Below are 17733 nucleotides of genomic sequence, written 5' to 3' on the forward strand. Positions count from 1 at the left end.
TCGATGCCTTGGCGATCGCGCCTGGCAGAGGGTGCCCGGCCCCCGTGGCAGATGGAGGCCCTGACCCGGTCGGGCGGGAGACGGGCACTAGGCCGCGGCCATCTTCGCCCGATCGGCGTCGACCTGTGCGTTGTGGTTGTGCAGTGCCCGGTAGGCGAAGAAGTAAGCGGTCATCTGGAGAGCCCAGATGGTGATCGCGATGGTGTAGAAGATCGTATGGTTCTCGTCGTCCCCCGGGATATGTATGAAGTCATACGTGCCGGCGACCGCGGCCGCGCCGACCGTCGCGATGACGACCCATGCCGCGTGCCGGCGTTCGTCGACGGCCCAGAGGCGGAAGGCGACATAAAACATGAACAGCGAGGCCAGGGCATTCACCACGATGTAGAAAATTGCCCAGGGTGTGGTGATCGGTTGGCCGAACACCGCCAGGTACAGGCCGGTCGCGATCGCGAGTCCGAACGCTCCGATATCGACTGTCAGTGACGGCTTGTACCGGTGCGTGACCTTCAGCATGCCCAGCACCAGGACCAAGGTGATGCCGAACGATCTGGAGAACGCGTCGAAGAAGAGCATCAGGTGATAAGACGGGCTGTCGTGGTCGCCGCCGATCAATCCGAGCAGCACGACATTGGTGCCGGAGAGCGCGATGACGATCCACTCGATGCCGAGGAGGTAGTTCGAGTACTGTCGGATGAACCTCGCGCCGTAGGCATAGCCTGCGTAGATCATCCAGACATCGGCAATCAAGAGCAGTACTACTTTGAACTCCATGGTTACCTTCTGTGACTACTGGGGGGAACTTCGCGGAACGCGAGAAGGAGACGTCTCTAGGGCCGAGCGGCGCTCGGCTTCCCGGAGGTCAACACCGTGCTCGGGCGGACCACCGCCTCGATGACATCGGTGAGCGGTGAGTTGCCGGTGCGTGCCAGCGCCTCGTAGAACTCCTCCGGATCGGCCCAGTCCTCCGGCGCGAGAACGCCTGCCGTGCGGCCCAGGTCCGTGACGGCCAGCACCATGAATGCGGCGGTCGCTGATCCGGTTCCTGCCGCCATGTCCGACCACGCGGTGCCGGGCCCGCTGACCGGAATTCGGCGGATCGACACCACCTTCACGCCATCGCGTTCGCCGGTCACCCGCACGTAGTTGATGCCGCGGAAGTCGGGGTGCTTTTTCCTGGCGGCGGACCAGAGGTACTTCAGTACCTCACTCGCTTTGACCTCGCGACGGCGAATCGTGCCCCACACGCCCTTCAGGGCGTAGGGCCAGACCTTGAGCGAACCGGTCTTGTCGCAGATGACGTCGTTGACGAAGTCGATGGCGTCGTCCATGGGCAGCTTGCCGCTCTCCACCGCTACGGCGATGCCCCTCATGATGCCGTTGATCGGTGCCGGATCGAGCGCGCCGAGAACACGAATCCGGTCGGCGTCCGGCCACCGCCGCGGCATCGTCACCGATTCCGGGTGGGCGCACTCGTAGAGCCGGTAGTGGCCGAAGGAGTTGCCCAGATCGAAGACATCCGATTCCAGGAAGGTCTGATGGACGACCGAGCGGCTGTTCTCCCAGGTGTGACATGGTCCGGCGAAACCGCGGATCGCGTGATCGAGCACCGCGCGCCCGAACGGGACCGGGCCCTCGTCGCCGGTCGCCCAGCACACTTCGATGCGTTCGACGGTGTCCATGTCGCGGGCGGCGTCGGCCGCCATCACATTGGTCAGCCCGGGTGATGCGCCGCAGCAGACGAAGATCGGTACGCCGGCTGCCTTCGCCTGCGCGTCGAGTTCCAATGCCGCGCGGGTGCTCGCTTCGTCGTCGTCGAGGTCCAGGTAGGGCACCTTCTTCTCGATACACGCCTCCATCACCGGCTCTGCGGTGCGGATGTACGGCCCCGCTGCGAGCACCACGAGCGCGGCACCGTCGATCGCGGCACGCAGCGCGGCTCCGTCGAAGAGGTCGAACGATCCAGCGGTCGCCATCCCCGGGGGCAGCTTTCGCACCAGGTCGTCGAGCTTTTCGGGCCGGATGTCGTACAGCTCCAGCTTCCAGTTCCCGTTCGGGACCGCACCGGCGAAGCGTTCGATCGCGACCCGGCACATTTCACCGGCGGCACCGATGAAAACGATTCTCTTCTCTGTCCTCATGGTCATGGCCACAAGCTAGAGCGCTCAATGACACAGAGTCAATGACGCGATGTAACTATCGTCTCCGGCTCTGTCCACCCTTGGTCAGTGTTCAGTTACGTGCTGTCAATGACGGTCGGTAAGTCACGGCTCGCCCCTACTATGGGCTCATGGCCCGACGACCGAAGCATGATCCTCGCGAGTCCGAACGCGAGATTCTCGACGCCGCCGAGCAGCTGCTGCGCGAGCGACCCTTTCGTGAGATCAGCGTCGACGCGGTCATGAGCCGAACCGGGCTCAAGCGCCCCGCGTTCTACGCGCACTTCCGTGACCGGCACGATCTGGCCCTGCGCGTCGTCGAGAACGCCGGCCGCACCCTGTTCGAGATGACCGACCGCTGGCTGCGGGGCGAGGACCCGGCTGCCGACGCCCGGCGTGCCTTCGAGGGCCTGGTCGAGGTCTACGTCGAGCACGGCCCTGTCCTGCGCGCGCTGTCCGACGCCGCCGCGAGCGACGAGAAAGTCGAGCGCGCCTATAAAGCGCTCGTCCAGCGTTTCATCGAGGCGACCGTCCGGCACATCCGAGACGAGCAGGTTCGCGGTCGGATCGGCGAACTCGGGGACGTCGAGCAGACGGCCAGTGCCCTGATCTGGATGGACGAGCGCTACCTCTCCGAAGCCCTCGGCCGCGTACCGCACGCCGATCCGCAGGTGGTCGTCGACGTCCTCTACAACATCTGGATGTCGACGCTCTACAGCGCCGACCCCGCAGTGGCCGCGCATCGGCGCATCCCGTCACTGCACACCGCCGGGCAGTAGCGGCGCTGCGTTCAGATAGCCACTTGCCTCGGTCCGAGGCATCTCGACTCTGAAGGTGGCTTGCAGCGGGGCGTGTCAACGGTCCGCGGCAGGTAACCCCGCGCCCGAGCGGCTGGTCCCCGTGGGCGGACCCAGGCGGTCACCCGGCTGAGAGCTGTCCGGCGGATGACACGGTGCAGGTCGGCTCGTCTCGGGATCGCCCGAATCCTTCGCCGGTTGAGCACTGCCCTTGATGCCGACGGCCCGCCGGCGCACGTCGTGTCCGCGCGCTATGCAGCTGCGCGAGCGACTGGTTCTCTCATTCCCTGATCCGGTGGATCACTTGGCGCCGCCATTGGGCGGCGCACCGTTCTCGGAACCGGCGGAGGCACCGACCGGATGACGATTTTCTTGACAGGTGCGACGGTCCGGGACGGCGTGGCCGATGCTCCGGGCGGGCAGTGTGACGTGCTGGTCGACGGCGACCGGATCGTATCCATCGAGGTAACGGTCCGCCCGCCGGACGGAGCCGAGGTGGTGGATCTGTCGGGCACGCACTGACGCCGGGCTTCGTGGACTGCCACACGCACGTCACCTGATGACCGCGGACGGCGGGTACAGCACCATCGACCTGCGGGACGCCATCGCCAGCGGCCTGATCATCGGCCCCCGGATGCTAGCGGCATCGCACATGATCTCGGCACGTGGCGGCCACGGCGACTTCAGCGCATCGATCGCTCCAGACGTCGGCGGCGGTGTGCATGAGGTGTTGGGGCACCGCCCGGCCGACGTTCGGCCGCTCGTCGCCGACCGTCCAGAACATCTCGATGTCCTCGACGGTGTCGAGCTCCCTCGCCGCGTCGACCGCCATCACGTTGCTCATGCCGGGCTGGGCGCCGCAGCCGGCAGAGAGTGGAACGCCGCGTCCTGCGCCTTGTCGGCGAGCCTCAGCGCGTGCTGGGTGCTCTCGACGTCGGCGTCGAAGTTCGGGTGCGGCACCTTGGCTTCGAGGCATGCCGAGATCACCGGCTCGGAGGTGCGGATGTACCGGTCCCGCGCCGAGGACGACGAGGGCTGCGCCGCCGGCCACCTCCTCCAGGGCCGCACGGTCGTAGAGGTCAAGGCGCCGCACCTCGGCCCGCCCGGGCGACGTCGTCCGTTCGTTGGTCGTCAAGGCATCGGCCTTTCATGGGTGACGACGAAGTGGTGGGTGCGGGTGAGGCGTTGACGGTGTATGGGTGACTCGTTAGAGTGAAACTCGAATCGAAGTCGAGTTTGGGGGGCGCATGACAGGAGCCAGTGGCTGCACACACGTCCACGACGTGCCCGTCATCGGATGTGGGCTCATCGGCTCTGCCCTCGCCCGCACGTTCGCGAAGGGTGACCCCGCGGTGGAGGTCTGGAACCGCACCCCGGAACGAGCGGGGGCGCTCGGAGGCGACGGCATCACGCCGCTGCGGTCCGTCGTCGAAGCGGTCGGCTCGTCGCACCTGGTCGTGACCTGTACGTCGAGGTACGAGATCGCCGTCGCGGCCCTCGCCCCCGTCACCGACTGGCGTGGTGTCACGCTCGTCGATCCAGCGGGCGGTGCGCCGGAAGAGGCCGAAGGGATGAACCGCTGGGCGGCCGCGACCATCGCCACGAATGCCGAGGGCGCGGCCGCCGCACTGGCCGTCATGCGGCAATCCGGCCGGCAGGCACGGCTGCTGGGGGCCGCGAAACAGAACCCGGCCGCCGCGAAAACGGCCGGCCTGGGCACGCTCGGCTTCTCGGCCCGGACCAAGGTGGCCGGCGTCGAGCCGGCCAAGGAAGAGTGAGATGAGCAACTCCGGCATCACGTACTCGGCGCACAGCGGCTGGGCCGACACCCCGACGGATGTGGCACCCGGTCTCGACGGAGACACCACCTGCGACGTCGCGGTCGTCGGCGGCGGGCTCGCCGGCATGGCGGCCGCGCTGCGGCTGGCCGAGCGCGGCCTCGACGTCGTTCTGCTCGAAGCCGGGTTCTGCGGCACGGGCGCGAGCTCGCGCAACGCAGGTCAGCTGACCGGCGCCCCGGCGGGCGACCCCGAGTTGCTGAGCGCGCTCCACCCGCGCCGCTTCCCGCCTCTGGTGCGCTTCGCAGAGCGCGCCGTCCACTTCACCGAGGGCCTCCTCGAACGCCTCGACACCGACTGCGAGTACGAGCCCACGGGCAACATTGGCGCCGCCGTCTCCCTGGGGCAGCTGCGCAGGGCGAGGCGGAAGGCGCGGATCCTGCAGAAGGGGGGAGGCGAAGCCGAGTTCGGCGACGCCCGCGAACTCGGACTGCCGGACTCGTTCCTCGGCGGGATCCTCGAGCCCGTCGGGGGACTGCTCAATCCGGGGAAGTTCACGCTCGGTCTGCGCGCCGAGCTCCTGCGGTCGAGGGCGAGGGTGTTCGAGGATACGGCTGTGGAAGCGGTGGAGCGCCAGGGCTCGCGGGTCATCGTGCGCGCGAACCGAGGGCGCGTGCGCGCGGAGCGGGTGCTGCTCGCCACCAACGCCTACTCCCGATCCCTGGTGGGACCGCCCGCGCGGTTGGCCACGCCGGTCTGGGTCAGCATGGTCGAGACCGAGCCGGTCGAGCCCGGACGGCTCGAGGAGATCGGCTGGACGAGCCGCGCGGGCATCGCCACCCAGCACAACCTCATGCAGAGCTTCCGTCCCACGCCGCGCGGCACGATCACGTTCGGTGTCCGCAGGCTCCAGTTGGGACGCGGCGCGGTCGTGGACCACGAGCCGCCGCGACCGGTCGTGCAGGACCTCGTCCGCGGCTTCCACGAGCGGTTCCCGTCCCTGCGCGACGTCGCGCCCCGGCGAGCCTGGGGCGGCTGGGTCGCCCTGACTCCGTCGTGGCTGCCGGTCGCCGGTGAGGCCGAGAGCAACGTCTTCTACGGCATCGGCTGCAACGGCCACGGTCTCGCTCAGGCGCCGTACCTTGGCACTCTGCTCGCCGACCGGATCGCCGGCGACGAACTCCACGACGACCTCCGCGCCGTATGGCGTCAGCGGTCGTGGTTCGCCCCGTCGCCCGTCTTCAATTCTCCGGCGCTGTACGCGGTTTGGGCGGTCGACCGGCTGTCGGATCGCCTCAGCAGGAGGACAGGTCCATGAATCCCAAGGCACACATCGAGGCGGTCTACGCGTAGGTGCGCCGACGCAACCCGGGGGAGGCCGAGTTCCACCAGGCGGCGGCCGAGGTGCTCGACACCCTCGCACCCGCGCTCGACCGCCTTTCCGGGTACGTCGACTCCGCGATCCTGGAGAGACTCGTCGTGCCGGAGCGGCAGGTGGGAGCTGCCGGGCCCCGGTCCCGCTCCGCCCTGGCCCGGAGGCGTGCGGGCCGGGCCAGGGCGGGGCGACCCCTGCCCCTACGCCGCCCGGAATCGCCCTTGCTCCTCCGCCGCGACCACCCCCCGCCCCACCAGCCTTTCCAAGTGCTGCAGCGCGGTCCGCCGCTCCACCGGCTCTATGTGCGGACCTTCGACATGGGCCCGGTAGACGAGCCGGTGCTCGACGATCTGCTCCAGCGTGCGCGGCTCGCTCAGGAACCCGAGGAGCGCCGCGTCCCGCCGCTCGACCACGCCCCGGTACGTGTCGAGCTGGCTGCGGAACTCCGCGGCGCCCTCGATCACGCCCTTCTGGTGGGACGTGCCGTACCAGCGCGCGTCGATCTCGCCGCACCGCCGCATCGACGCCTCGAAGTCGGCGAGGCTGCTGCCGACGTCCCCGTAGTACGGCCCGAACGACGTCAGGTCGATGTCCGCGACGAAGAGGAACCCGTCGGGCTCGACCAGGAAGCCGCTGTGGCCCTCGGTGTGTCCGGGCAGGTGGACGACGGTGACGGTGCGGCCGCCGAGGTCGTACACGGTCCCGTCCTTGAAGCCCCCGGCGTCCGGGCGGCCGTGCACGTGGAACTGTTCGCGCATCAACGCGTCCGTGGCCTCGGCGGCCTCGGGCGGAAGGCCGTACCCGGCCACCATCGTCGCGCGGGAGCGCAACGCGTCGAGGTCGCCGTCGTGGACGTGGACCGGTACGTCGTCGTAGCTGCCGAGGCCTGCGACGTGGTCCTCGTGCGCGTGACTGATCAGGACCAGGTCCGCGGGCGGTGCGTTCTGGACGAGGGACAGCGAGGGGTCGACGACCAGGGTCGAGGTGCTCCCGCGTACGAGCAGTGAATTGCCGTACGGATAGGCGCCGTTGGCGCCGCCGACGAGTACGCCGACCCCACCGTAGGTGGCTTCGCTGTACCCCGTGGTGGTCGGGTGGGCGGTCACGTTCTCACTCCTTCTGTTGTGCTCGGCTCCTCGGCGGCGACGCCTTCGAGGGGGCGGTTCGTGGTGCGCGGCCCGAAGAACAGGACCGGCAGGGCGAACACGATGTACGAGGCCGCCGCCACGGCCATCAGGCCGGTGTTGCCCCAGCCTCCGTACAGCGCCGCGCCGAGCACGCCCGCCGCCGCGCCGCCGCAGTGTCCGACGCTCTTGATGACCCCGCTGCCCAGGCCGCGGGCGGCCGTGGGCAGCGCCTCCGGAATGTACGCGTAGTACACGGTGACGACCAGGCCGGTCACGATTCCGCAGAGCCCGCCCGTGGCCGTCACCAGCCGGCTCTCGGTGGCCAGGCCGAAGGCGACGAGCGGCACGGCCGCGACGACGGAGAGGACGAAGACGGCCGTCTTCCGTTCGGCCCTGTCGATGAACAGCAGGGCGAGGAACGGAGTGACCGCGTACACGAGGTTCCAGATGAGCTGGATCTCGTAGGCGTGGCCCTTGGTGTACGCGAGGCCGTCGACGAGCACGTAGAGCGCCCAGTTCTGGAAAAGGTACAGGCCGAGCGTCGAGCCGAAGAAGCCGACGGACAGGACGGCCGTGGTGCGGATCGTCCGCTTGTTGCGCAGGATCCGGCGTACGGGCGGGGACTCGGTACCCGCGGGCGCGGCGCGCGGTTCGGCAAGGGGCCCACGGCGCAGGGCGCGGGCCTCCAGCTTCCCCACGGTGTCGGCGGCTTCGGGCATCCGGCCGCGCGAGGCGCACCAGCGCACCGACTCCGGCATGCAGAACCGCACCACGGGGGCGATCAGCAGGCCGATGGCGCCGCCGACGCCGAACAGATGGCGCCAGGTGTCGGGGCCACCGTCCGGGATCACCACCAGGGCGAGCAGCGCCACCACCGGCGCGATGATCACGAAGGCCGACGTGACGACCGACATGAACCGGCCGCGGGTGGCGCTCGGGAACATCTCGGCGATGTAGACGAGCAGCGCCGCGCCGGCCGCCTGCACGCCGATGCCCGTGATCACGCGGGAGACGAGCAGGAGTTCGTAGTTCGGCGCGAACATCGTCAGGACGGCGCCCGACGAATAGAGGGCCGTGCCCCAGACGAGGACCCAGCGCCGGCCGAACCGGTCCGAGAGGCGCCCGCCGACGAGCCCGCCGAGCACCATCCCGATGAAGAAGGCAGTGCTGACCATGCCGATCCGGCCGAGCCCGAGACCGGTGCTCTCCTTGATCGCCGGGATGATGTACGCGAACAGCGCGTTGTCGTAGTACTCGAGCATCAGGTTGACCGTCAGGATCGAGATCCAGACGACGTGCGGCAGCATCACCGGCAGGCGGTCGAGCCGTGCGGCGAGGTCTGCGGATTCCCCCGTGGGCGTTTCTCCGGTCGAGCCGGCCGGGTGCTTCATCGCTCTCCCTCCTGTGCGGCACCTCCGCCGCACAGCCCAGGGGCCGTCAGCCGTACGTCGGCTGCTTGTGCTGCACGTCAGCCGATCCCGCTGCCGGCCACGGCGACGGCCCGGATCTCGACGAGCAGCTCGGGCAGGGCCAGCTGGGTCACGCCGACCGCGGTCCACGCCGGATAGCGGTCGGGGATGCAGGCGTCCTTGACCTGCGTGAACTCCTTCATGTCGCCGCGGAGGTCGGTGTGGAAGGTGGTCAGCTCCACGACGTCGGCGAGGCTCGCCCCCGCGGCCTCCAGGACGCTCCGCACGCCGTCGAACGCAAGGCGGGCCTGCGCCTCCATGCCCTCGGCCGGCTTCAGGGTGGCCGGGTCGACGCCGACCTGCCCCGACACCCAGATGTGGTCGCCGACCCGGCAGGCCTGCGAGAAGTGCAGTCGCTCGTACAGCTCGGGTGACGGGTTGATCAGCCGTCGCCCACGGTCCGGTGAACTCATCGCGGCCCCCTCAGACGACCTGGCGGAAGACGGGCGACCGGAACGGGTCGCCCGGTTCGAGCTTCGCCATCTCCTCCCGGAACAGGACGCCGTTGCGCGCGTAGCGCTTGTTGACGTCCGGCAAGGGACGGAAGGTCGCGTCGTCGCCGAAGAAGCGCAGCACGAGGGTGTGGCGGTCCGGGCAGCCCGCGTCGACGCCCGCCCCGCCGTGCAGGGAGCGGGGGTGGAGCAGGACGACGTCACCGGGGTCGATCGCCCAGGACAATACGTCGTGGGAGTCGGGGTCGGCCGCGAGGTCGGCGTCGATGTCGGGCAGCCGGGGCAGCACGCCACCGCCGTAGAGGGGCTCCGTCGGGTCGTCCGGGTTGGCGAAGGTGGTCCCGTCGTACTGCGGGCCGTGACAGGAACCCCGGATGATCTCGAGGGAGTTGGACTTCGGGATCCGCTGGAAGGTGATCCAGGCGTTGCCCCAGTGCGCACCGGCCCACGGCAGGTACGACGTGTCCTGGTGCCAGGAGCTGCGGGCGCCCTTGCCGCCGGCCTTGAGGAAGACCTCCTCGGCGAAGTACCAGACGTGCTCCGAGCCCCACAGCTCGGCGAAGAGCCGGCCGAACGGCAGTGTGGTCACCAGCTCGTCGAGCCGTTCCTTCGCGAGCGGGTTGGCGTTGTCGACGAGCGAGCGCTGCTCGGTGCCGTCGAACATCGACGACGCGTTGGGCCCGGGGTTGGCGACGGCCCAGTCGAAGGCCTCGCGGCAGCTCGCCAGCTGTGCCTCGTCGAGGCAGTCCTTCACGAGGAAGGCGCCTTCGTCCCGGAACGCCTTCCGCAGGGTCTCGTCCATGGCGGTCTCCTCCGTCAAATCGGCTGTGGTGGGAGTTGGGGGGGGTGCTGGAAACGTAGGGCGCTGCCGCATTTAGCGCAACAGTCGTTACGAAAAACCTGTGACAGAATCGCTGCGGCGCCGAACAGGGGAGGTCGACACGTGAGCGACGGCAGTGACGGCAAGGCTGAGCGGGTTGTGCGGCGAGGCCGCCCCACCGGTGACCGGGCGGCGAAGCGGGCGGAACTCCTGAAGGCCGCGGCGTCGGTGATCGCGCAGGAGGGCTACGCCAACGCGTCGCTGCGCCGGGTGGCCCAGCGCGCGGGCTGCACGACCGGAGCGGTGACGTACTACTTCGCGAACAAGGAGGAGCTGGTCACGGCGCTGGCCGAGAGCCGGTTCGACGCCTACGAGGCGATGCTCGAGGCGGGCCGGGCCACGGCCGACATCAGGGCGGTCTTCGAGGAGTGGCTGACGCTGATCACGGGTGACCCCGAGTTCCTGCCCGTGATGTTCCAACTCCTCGCCCACGCACGGCACGAACCCGCCTTCGCCGCCCTCATCGAGCGCCGCTACGCCCGCTACCGCCAGGCGAACACGGACATCCTCGCGTGCGGCCAGGAGCAGGGTGTGATCCGCGACGACATCCCCGCCGACCTGCTCTCCGACCAGCTCAGCGCGATGGGCGACGGCTGGATGATGATGTACCCCTTCGAACCCGAGCGGTTCACGCCGGAGCGCCTGCGGTCCCTCGTCGACGCCGCCGTCACCCTGATCTCGCCCGTCTCACCGCCCGCCGGAAGCAAGCCGAAGTAGTCGACCTCGGCGCAGCTCAGCGGCTGTTGAGCGTTCGTGCGACGTCCCGGGCAGCGGCGGCGCCGCTCTCGATGGCTCCGTCGATGCCGCCGACGCCGGCCGCCGCGATGTCGCCGCCCGCGAACCGGATGCGGCCGTGCGGTTCGCGCATCCGAGGCGCTGCCCGGGTCAGGCTCCCCGGCCGGTGGTGCATCCACGTGCCTTGCGCGTAGGGGTCCTGTGCCCAGTCGTGGCAGGCGGTGTCGGTCACCTCGATGCCGGGGACAAAGGTGCGCAGGGCCTGCTCCACGGCCTTGGGGTCGTGTCCGTCGATGGCCGTTGCGTCCGAGCAGAAGCACACCACGAGCGTGTCGCCCTCGTGGCGGTACTCGGTCCGGGCGGTGCTGATCGCGTGCTTGCCGGCCGGTGCACTCGCGGTGAACGGCTCGACCTCCCCTTTCACCCGCGCCCAGATCTTGCTCGTCCGTATCGGCTGCCCCTGCTCGACCATGTCGCGTACGACGGGTCCGAGCTCGGGTGAAATGCGCACGTCGTGAAGGGTGTTGAGGGGTACGGCGACGACGGCGTGCCGCGCCCGCAGCACTTCCCCCCGCTGCGTCGTCACGGCGACGCAGTCACCCTGGTCCTCGATCGCCCGCACCGGCGTGGACAGTCGCAGCTCGGCCTTCGACTCGCCCGCGATGGCGTCGAGGAGCCGCTTCGTGCCGCCCTGGATCGGCCAGTGCCCGGCCGCTTCGATGAACGTGTCCCAGTGGCCGCAGTGGACCGCTGTCCAGAAGAGGAACTGGGCGATGCCCTGGTCGTGTTCGGAATGCACCAGCGAGGAGAGAGCCCCCGCGAGAACGTCCCGGTCGTGGGTGGAGAGGTTCAGCGAGTCGAGCCGGTCGGCCACCGTCTCCTTCTCGACGGCGTCGAGCACACCCGTGCCGGCGGAGTCGAGGTCGAAGGGGCGCGGAAAGCTCGTCCGCGCGTCGGCCATGCAGCGGGCGACGAGCGGAGCGGTGAGGGCCGCGTACTCGGCCGGGGTGCCGGAGTGCACGGTGCCGTCGGCCAGCCAGTACGCCCGCTCGGTGGCCATCGGGCTGACGAGGCCGATCCCGTACCGCCTCAGTTCGTGCCATACGTGCGGCTGACTCCAGTGCGCGTACGTCCCTCCGAACTCAACCTGACGGCCGAACGCCTCGCCCAGGAAGGTCCGCCCGCCGATCCTGTTCCGCGCCTCCAACTGGACGACGGAGCAGCCTTGTTCGCTCAGATCCCGTGCGGCGGTCACACCGGCGAAGCCGGCTCCTACCACTGCGACGTCATGCATACGAGTCACCTGTCCCGCTGTGAGAACCAGTGGATGAGCTGCACCGTACCGAGGCACCACAATTGACACAACGATTGTTACGGAAATTGCGGGCGGGGGGCGCTGGAATGAGACGGGATGCCTCACATGGCCGAGTAGGCGCCGTCCACCTGGTGGGCGCTGCCGTGGACGAAGGACGCGCGGTCGGACAGGAGGAACGCGACCAGCTCCGCGACCTCCTCCGCCGTACCGAGCCGGCCGGCGGGATGCAGCTCGACCAGCTGCGCGCGCTCGTCGTCGGTGACGTCCGAGAGGAGTGGGGTGTCGATGAAGCCTGGCACGACCGCGTTGACCCGCACCCCGCGCGCCGCGTACTCCACCGCCGCGGTCTTGGTCAGGCCGATGACGCCGTGCTTGGCGGCCGTGTACCCGGCGATGCCCGGGAAGCCGTTGATGGAGCAGCTGGATCCCATGTTCACGACGGCGCCGCCGCCCGCGGCGAGCATCGCCGGGATCTCGTACTGGAGCGAGTGGAAGACACCGCTCAAGTTGGTGGCGATCAATCGGGCCCACGCGTCCTGCGGATACTCGGCGATCGGCGCGACCGGGCCGACGACGCCGGCGTTGTTGACGGCCAGGTGCAGGGCGCCCAGCTCGTCCACCGTGGTGCGTACGGCCGCGGCCACCGACGCCGGGTCGGTCACGTCGACGTGGACGGCGATGGCTTTGACGCCTTCGGCCCGGAGGCCGTCGACGACACCCTGGGCGCGCTGGTCGTCGATGTCGGCGAGCGCCAGGGTGACCCCGCCGGCGGCCAGGCGACGGGACACGGCCAGGCCGATGCCGGAGGCGCCGCCGGTGACCAGGGCGATGCGCCCGCTGAACTCGGTGGCGTAGCCGGTTGTGGCTGTCACGTCGTCGTCTCTCCCTGACGGCTGGGAACGATCAGGACCTTGGCGTCCTGCGGCGAGCTCGACAGGCTGTCGAACGTCTCGGGTACGTCGGCGAGGCCGATGGTGCGGGTGACGAGCGGCGCGACCGTGCAGGCGCCGTCCGCGAGATAGGTGAGGGCCTGGGCGAACTCCTCGGCCGTGTACAGGTAGGCGAAGCGCAGGTCGATCTCCTTGACCAGCGCCTGCGCGGGCTCGAAGGTGTCGGGCCGCATGCACAGTCCGGCCCCGACCACCCTGCCGCCGGGCGGACAGCCGAGCACCAGTTCCTGGATCATGCCGGGCGCCCCGACGCACTCGAAGGCCACGGCAGGCGCCGAAGGCGGGACCTCGGCCCCGGCTCCGGCTCCGGCCAGGGCCTTCGACCACGCCTCGTACGGAGAGCTCTGCACCGGATCGACGACGACGTCCGCGCCCAACGAGCGGGCGAGGAGGCGGCGCTCGGGGGAGAGGTCCGCCGCCACGATCGGGCCGTCGCAGCGCATCCGCAGCACCGCGATGATCGCCAGGCCGATGGGCCCGCACCCCACGACGAGCGGCACGTCGCCGGGCCGAAGGCCCGCCCGGTTGACGGCGTGCTCCGCGACGGCGAGCGGCTCGGTGAGGGCGGCGTGCTCGGTGGGGACGTGCTCGGGCACCTGCAGCAGCAGCGACTCGGAGAGCACCATGCGCTCGGCGAAGCCGCCGGGGGTCTCCGGCCCGGCGAAGCCGAGGAAGGGACGGCCGGGGCGGGTCAGCGACGGCACGGAGACGACGCGCGCGCCGATCGGCACGTGCCCGGTGGTTCCTGGCCCGTGGTCGAGGACCCGGCCGACGAACTCGTGACCGAACACGATCGGCCGGTCCAGGTCCAGCACGTCGACCCCGTACGCGGTCCGCAGCGACGCGTTGAACTCCGCTCCGTGCTGCGCGCAGTGCAGGTCCGAACCGCAGATGCCGCAGGCCAGGACCTCGACAAGGACCTCGCCCTCGCCGGGCACCGGCTCCGGAAGCTCGGCGAGGCGCACCTCCCGGTCCTGCATGACGACGGCACGCACGGCTACTCCGTCTCCGTGTAGCCGGCCGCGCCGGTGGTGATGTAACGGGCCTTGACGCCCTGCTCGTCGGCGAAGTGCTGGAACCAGTGCTTGATGGCGACCGCGTCGAGAATCGAGTGGAACCGGCCGTCCTCGGTGAAGTTCACATTGGCCCCGTCGACCGACACGAGCATCACCGTGTTCCCGGTGTTGTCCTCGGGCGCGTGCAGGGTGTGCACCGAGCCGCCGGGCTCGAAGAGATAGGAGCCGGGGGTCTGCGCCTGGTCCGGGTACTCGCGGTAGACCCACCGGCCCTTGAGCGTGAACACCTCGGCCGTACCTGTGTGGTAGTGGATGGGCACGGAGGTGCCGGGCTCCAGGTGCACGAGGACCACCCACCGGCCGGCCTCCAGGTCGAGCCGGAGCAGTTGCAGGTGGAGGCCCGGCTCGGTCTCGACGACCGGGAGCTCGTCGGTCTGGAGGGTCAGCAGCTCCGTCTGCGGCAGGGAGAGCAACGGCAGGTCGCCACCGCTGCTGGTCTTCGCGAATGTCGGTGTCAGGGCATCGGACACGTCGGGATCTCCCTCGTCGGCTCGGGTGAGCGCCGTGCAGCGCGTAGTCCGATGCTGCTGCCGATGTCCCGCCGACGACTTGACGCGAGACGACACATCTCTTGACCCTGTACGCCGTGTCCCTCATCCGTGGCACCTCCCTCAAGGGCTATCCCGAGCTGGTCACCGCCCTCGGCGCCGACCCGGGCCCGCTGCTGCGCGCGGCCGGAATTCCACGCAGTGCCGTGGGAGACCCGGGCGCGTTCATCCCGTACCGCGGCCTGATCGCGGCGGTGGAGTCGGCGGCAGAGACGTCGGGCGCGCGGGACTTCGGGCGTCGGCTCGCCCTCCACCAGGGAATCGAGATCCTGGGCCCGGTCGCCCTCGCCGCGCTGACCGCGCCGACCGCCATCGAGGCCCTGCAGACCATCGACCAGTACTTCGCGACGTACAGTCCCGCGATCAGAGCGACGGTCGACATCAGCCCCGGCTCCCCGTACGCCCGCTACGAGTTCCAGATCGTCCTGCCCAGGCTCCCGCCCCATCAACAGCTGCTCGAGCTGTCCCTCTCGGTCGCGCTGCGCATCTACGGGCTGATCCTCGGGCCGGGGTTTCAGCCGGTCTCCGTGCACCTGCCCCACGAAGCGCTGGTGGCCGTGAGGTCGTACCGGGAGTACTTCGACTGCCCCGTCCGCTTCGCGGAACCCTTCTGCGGATTCCGCTTCCGCCGGGCCGAGCTGAACAGACACCTGCCCTCGCACACCGCCGTCCACGACGTCGTCCGCGCATACCTGCGGTCGATCACCCCACCCGCCGACGCCCCACTCCCGACGGCGGTCCGCACCCTCATCCGCCGCCTGCTGCCCACGGGCGGCCTCACCCTCGAACTCGTCGCGGGACAGCTGTCGATCCACCCGCGGACGCTGCAACGCCAACTGGCAGCGACAGGGACGTCGTTCGAGTCACTGGTCGACGACTACCGCCGCGAGGAAACCGAACGCTGCCTCCGTGACACCGACATCCCCCTCGGCCAACTCGCGGGCCTCCTCGGCTACAGCGAGCAGAGCGTCCTCACCAGAGCCTGCCGCCGCTGGTTCGGGGCGAGTCCCTCAGCCTGTCGACGGAACACGCGCGGCCGGACGTAGCCGCTTGGCGGCCACACCGACGGTTGCCCTAGGGGCTGTTTTACGGATCTCCGGACTTGGGCGGGGGGTTGGGGCCAGGCTGACCGGGCTGCCGTCTCGCGCACTGTATCCGGTCGACTTCGGGCCGGACTGACCGGCGTTCCAGGCTCCTGATATGCCGTCAGGTAAGTCAGCGTTGCGTCAGCATCGGCCCTGACACGTTCCGCGAAGCGTGTTCGAGGAGGTGTACGTTCGGCGAGCCACAACAGCCTGGTTCGCACGGAAGCCCAGGCAGGGAGCCTGCTCACCGGAGCGAAGCGATGTTCCTCACAATCTTCGAGTCAGGCGCGTGCCAGTTGTAGAGTGATACCGCCCTTGACCTGCAGAAAGCAGGCAGGGAGCCGTCTTCCAGGAGTCCAAAGTGCTGCGCACCATGTTCAAGTCCAAGATCCACCGCGCCACCGTCACCCAGGCCGACCTGCACTACGTCGGCTCCGTGACCATCGACGCCGATCTGCTGGACGCCGCCGACCTGCTGCCCGGCGAGCTCGTGCACATCGTCGACATCACCAACGGTGCCCGGCTGGAGACCTACGTCATCGAGGGCGAGCGTGGCTCCGGTGTGATCGGGATCAACGGGGCCGCCGCCCATCTCGTCCACCCCGGTGACCTGGTGATCATCATCAGCTACGCTCAGGTCACCGACGCCGAGGCGCGGGCGCTGCGGCCCCGGGTCGTGCACGTGGACGCCGACAACCGCATCGTCGCCCTGGGTGCCGACCCGTCCGAGCCGGTGCCGGGCTCGGACCAGGAACGCAGCCCGCAGGCCGTGTCGGCCTGACCCCTTTCAGCACGAGGAGCACGCCCGTGAGCGACATCGAGATCCGCGACGACCGGGCGGCCGGCCGCCTGGAGGCGGTCGACGGCGGCGAGGTCACCGGCCACATCGAGTACTTCGTGCTGGAAGCCCCCGCGCGTGCCCTCGTCCCCGTGCACACGATCGTCGAGCCGGCCCACGAGGGCAAGGGCATCGCGAGCTCCCTGGCGCGCGAGCTGTACGACGTCGCCGAGCGCGAGGGCATCCCCGTCGCTCCGCTGTGCCCCTACGTCGTCAAGTGGGCCGAGCGCCACCCCGACGAGGCCCCCGCCGCCGACCCCGAGCTGCTGCGCGCGGCGAAGGAGTGGCTCCGGGCGCATCCCGAGCGGTTCTGACGCGGGCGACGCGCACGTGCTGGCCCTGCTGCACACCTCGCCCGTCCACGTCCCGGTCTTCGACGCCCTGCGCGACGAGGCGCACCCGGAACTGGAGCTGAGGCACCTCGTCGACGCCGGGCTGCTGGACGGGGCTCGGCGTGAGGGGCCCGAGGCGGTGACGGACGCCGTACTGGCCGCGCTGCGGCGTGCCGTCGACGACGGTGCGCGGGCCGTGCTGTGCACCTGCTCGACGATCGGCGGCGTCGCGGAGGCGGCCGCCGAGAGGGCCGGGGTGCCGGTGCTGCGCGTCGACCGGCCGATGGCCGCCGCCGCGGTCGCCGCCGGCCCGCACGTCGTCGTGCTCGCCGCGCTGGAGAGCACGCTCACGCCGACGGCGGCACTGATCGAGGAGGAGGCCGAGCGCGCCGGACGTCCCGTCGAGGTGCGGACGCACCTGGTCGACGGCGCCTGGAGCCGGTTCGAGGCCGGGGACACCGAGGGCTATCTGCGTCTGGTGACGGCAGCGGCCGACTCGGTCACCGCCGCGGACGCGATCGTCCTGGCCCAGGCGTCCATGGCTCCGGCACGGGAGCTCACGCGGGCGACCACGGTCCCGGTGCTGTCCAGCCCCGGGCCGGGACTGGCGGCCGCGGCGGAGGCGGCGCGGGTCCCGTAGTCCGCTGGCCCGAGCCGCCACGCAAAGCTCCCCGCGCCGGCGTGTCGAGCGCCCTGGGTCGGTCGGTGCCCGTGCACGCGTGCTGGCTGTGCCGTGCCCTGCGCCGGCGTGTCGAGCGCCCTGGGTCGGTCGGTGCCCGTGCACGCGTGCTGGCTGTGCCGTGCCCTGCGCCGGCGT

Annotated in this window: 20 protein-coding genes; 10 read left to right on the top strand and 10 right to left on the bottom strand. The window is 70.1% G+C overall.

The features are described 5' to 3' along the window. Positions 1-87: 87 nt before the first annotated feature. On the bottom strand, positions 88-774 hold the full coding sequence (locus IE260_RS11900; RefSeq protein WP_189870755.1) for a transporter: 687 nt from the start codon (positions 772-774) through the stop codon (positions 88-90). 56 nt (positions 775-830) lie between these two features. Beyond that, a complete protein-coding gene (locus IE260_RS11905) occupies positions 831-2147 on the bottom strand; it encodes a saccharopine dehydrogenase family protein (protein ID WP_229880693.1) in 1317 nt (438 codons plus the stop codon). 143 nt (positions 2148-2290) lie between these two features. Here IE260_RS11905 and IE260_RS11910 point away from each other — a divergent pair, with 143 nt between their 5' ends. The 5 genes from IE260_RS11910 to IE260_RS11930 all read left to right on the top strand — a co-directional run bounded on the left by IE260_RS11910 (position 2291) and on the right by IE260_RS11930 (position 6052). Further along, on the top strand, positions 2291-2938 hold the full coding sequence (locus tag IE260_RS11910) for a TetR/AcrR family transcriptional regulator (protein ID WP_189870757.1): 648 nt from the start codon (positions 2291-2293) through the stop codon (positions 2936-2938). A gap of 378 nt (positions 2939-3316) precedes the next feature. After that, positions 3317-3478, top strand: a complete 162-nt coding sequence (locus IE260_RS11915) for a hypothetical protein (RefSeq protein ID WP_189870759.1) — start codon at positions 3317-3319, stop codon at positions 3476-3478. A gap of 37 nt (positions 3479-3515) precedes the next feature. Then, on the top strand, positions 3516-4145 hold the full coding sequence (locus IE260_RS11920; protein WP_189870761.1) for a hypothetical protein: 630 nt from the start codon (positions 3516-3518) through the stop codon (positions 4143-4145). Between the two features lie 58 nt (positions 4146-4203). Next, complete coding sequence (locus IE260_RS11925) at positions 4204-4734, top strand: NAD(P)-binding domain-containing protein (protein ID WP_189870763.1); 531 nt, start codon at positions 4204-4206, stop codon at positions 4732-4734. 1 nt (position 4735) lies between these two features. Next, the gene (locus IE260_RS11930) at positions 4736-6052 is read left to right on the top strand and encodes an NAD(P)/FAD-dependent oxidoreductase (protein ID WP_189870765.1); all 1317 of its coding nucleotides are present in this window, start codon (positions 4736-4738) and stop codon (positions 6050-6052) included. A 257-nt stretch (positions 6053-6309) separates the two neighbouring features. On the opposite strand, the gene IE260_RS11935 is transcribed toward IE260_RS11930, so the two are convergent. The 4 genes from IE260_RS11935 to IE260_RS11950 form a co-directional block, all read right to left on the bottom strand. Next, positions 6310-7215: an MBL fold metallo-hydrolase gene (locus tag IE260_RS11935; RefSeq protein WP_189870767.1), complete on the bottom strand. Its 906-nt coding sequence runs from the start codon at positions 7213-7215 to the stop codon at positions 6310-6312. Continuing rightward, positions 7212-8627: an MFS transporter gene (locus IE260_RS11940; RefSeq protein WP_189870770.1), complete on the bottom strand. Its 1416-nt coding sequence runs from the start codon at positions 8625-8627 to the stop codon at positions 7212-7214. The genes IE260_RS11935 and IE260_RS11940 overlap by 4 nt, the downstream gene beginning before the upstream one ends. 77 nt (positions 8628-8704) lie before the next feature. Next, positions 8705-9118 carry a RidA family protein gene (locus tag IE260_RS11945; RefSeq protein ID WP_189870772.1) on the bottom strand — a complete coding sequence of 138 codons (414 nt, stop codon included), beginning with the start codon at positions 9116-9118 and terminating at the stop codon, positions 8705-8707. A gap of 10 nt (positions 9119-9128) precedes the next feature. Further along, on the bottom strand, positions 9129-9959 hold the full coding sequence (locus IE260_RS11950; protein ID WP_189870774.1) for a phytanoyl-CoA dioxygenase family protein: 831 nt from the start codon (positions 9957-9959) through the stop codon (positions 9129-9131). Positions 9960-10100: 141 nt separating this feature from the next. Between IE260_RS11950 and IE260_RS11955 the strand changes: the two genes are divergently transcribed. After that, the gene (locus IE260_RS11955) at positions 10101-10754 is read left to right on the top strand and encodes a TetR/AcrR family transcriptional regulator (RefSeq protein ID WP_189870776.1); all 654 of its coding nucleotides are present in this window, start codon (positions 10101-10103) and stop codon (positions 10752-10754) included. Between the two features lie 16 nt (positions 10755-10770). Here IE260_RS11955 and IE260_RS11960 read toward each other — a convergent pair whose 3' ends face one another. The 4 genes from IE260_RS11960 to IE260_RS11975 all read right to left on the bottom strand — a co-directional run bounded on the left by IE260_RS11960 (position 10771) and on the right by IE260_RS11975 (position 14583). Then, positions 10771-12066 carry a flavin monoamine oxidase family protein gene (locus IE260_RS11960; protein ID WP_189870778.1) on the bottom strand — a complete coding sequence of 432 codons (1296 nt, stop codon included), beginning with the start codon at positions 12064-12066 and terminating at the stop codon, positions 10771-10773. Positions 12067-12188: 122 nt separating this feature from the next. Beyond that, a complete protein-coding gene (locus tag IE260_RS11965; RefSeq protein WP_189870780.1) occupies positions 12189-12959 on the bottom strand; it encodes an SDR family NAD(P)-dependent oxidoreductase in 771 nt (256 codons plus the stop codon). Next, positions 12956-14032, bottom strand: a complete 1077-nt coding sequence (locus tag IE260_RS11970; RefSeq protein ID WP_189870781.1) for a zinc-binding dehydrogenase — start codon at positions 14030-14032, stop codon at positions 12956-12958. Before IE260_RS11970 ends, IE260_RS11965 begins: the two co-directional genes overlap by 4 nt. 2 nt (positions 14033-14034) lie before the next feature. Beyond that, positions 14035-14583, bottom strand: a complete 549-nt coding sequence (locus IE260_RS11975; protein WP_189870783.1) for a 2,4'-dihydroxyacetophenone dioxygenase family protein — start codon at positions 14581-14583, stop codon at positions 14035-14037. Positions 14584-14699: 116 nt separating this feature from the next. Between IE260_RS11975 and IE260_RS11980 the strand changes: the two genes are divergently transcribed. From IE260_RS11980 to IE260_RS11995, 4 genes are all read left to right on the top strand, one after another. Continuing rightward, a complete protein-coding gene (locus tag IE260_RS11980) occupies positions 14700-15707 on the top strand; it encodes an AraC family transcriptional regulator (RefSeq protein WP_189870785.1) in 1008 nt (335 codons plus the stop codon). A 400-nt stretch (positions 15708-16107) separates the two neighbouring features. Next, a complete protein-coding gene (gene panD, locus IE260_RS11985) occupies positions 16108-16527 on the top strand; it encodes an aspartate 1-decarboxylase (RefSeq protein ID WP_189870787.1) in 420 nt (139 codons plus the stop codon). A gap of 26 nt (positions 16528-16553) precedes the next feature. Continuing rightward, entirely contained in the window at positions 16554-16898 is a 345-nt protein-coding gene (locus tag IE260_RS11990) for a GNAT family N-acetyltransferase (protein ID WP_189870789.1), read from the top strand. 16 nt (positions 16899-16914) lie between these two features. Then, positions 16915-17556 (top strand): aspartate/glutamate racemase family protein, encoded by a 642-nt coding sequence (locus IE260_RS11995; RefSeq protein ID WP_189870791.1) that lies wholly within the window; start codon positions 16915-16917, stop codon positions 17554-17556. Positions 17557-17733: the final 177 nt, after the last annotated feature.

Source organism: Streptomyces viridiviolaceus (assembly GCF_014650995.1).
GTDB classification, from domain to species: Bacteria; Actinomycetota; Actinomycetes; order Streptomycetales; family Streptomycetaceae; genus Streptomyces; species Streptomyces viridiviolaceus.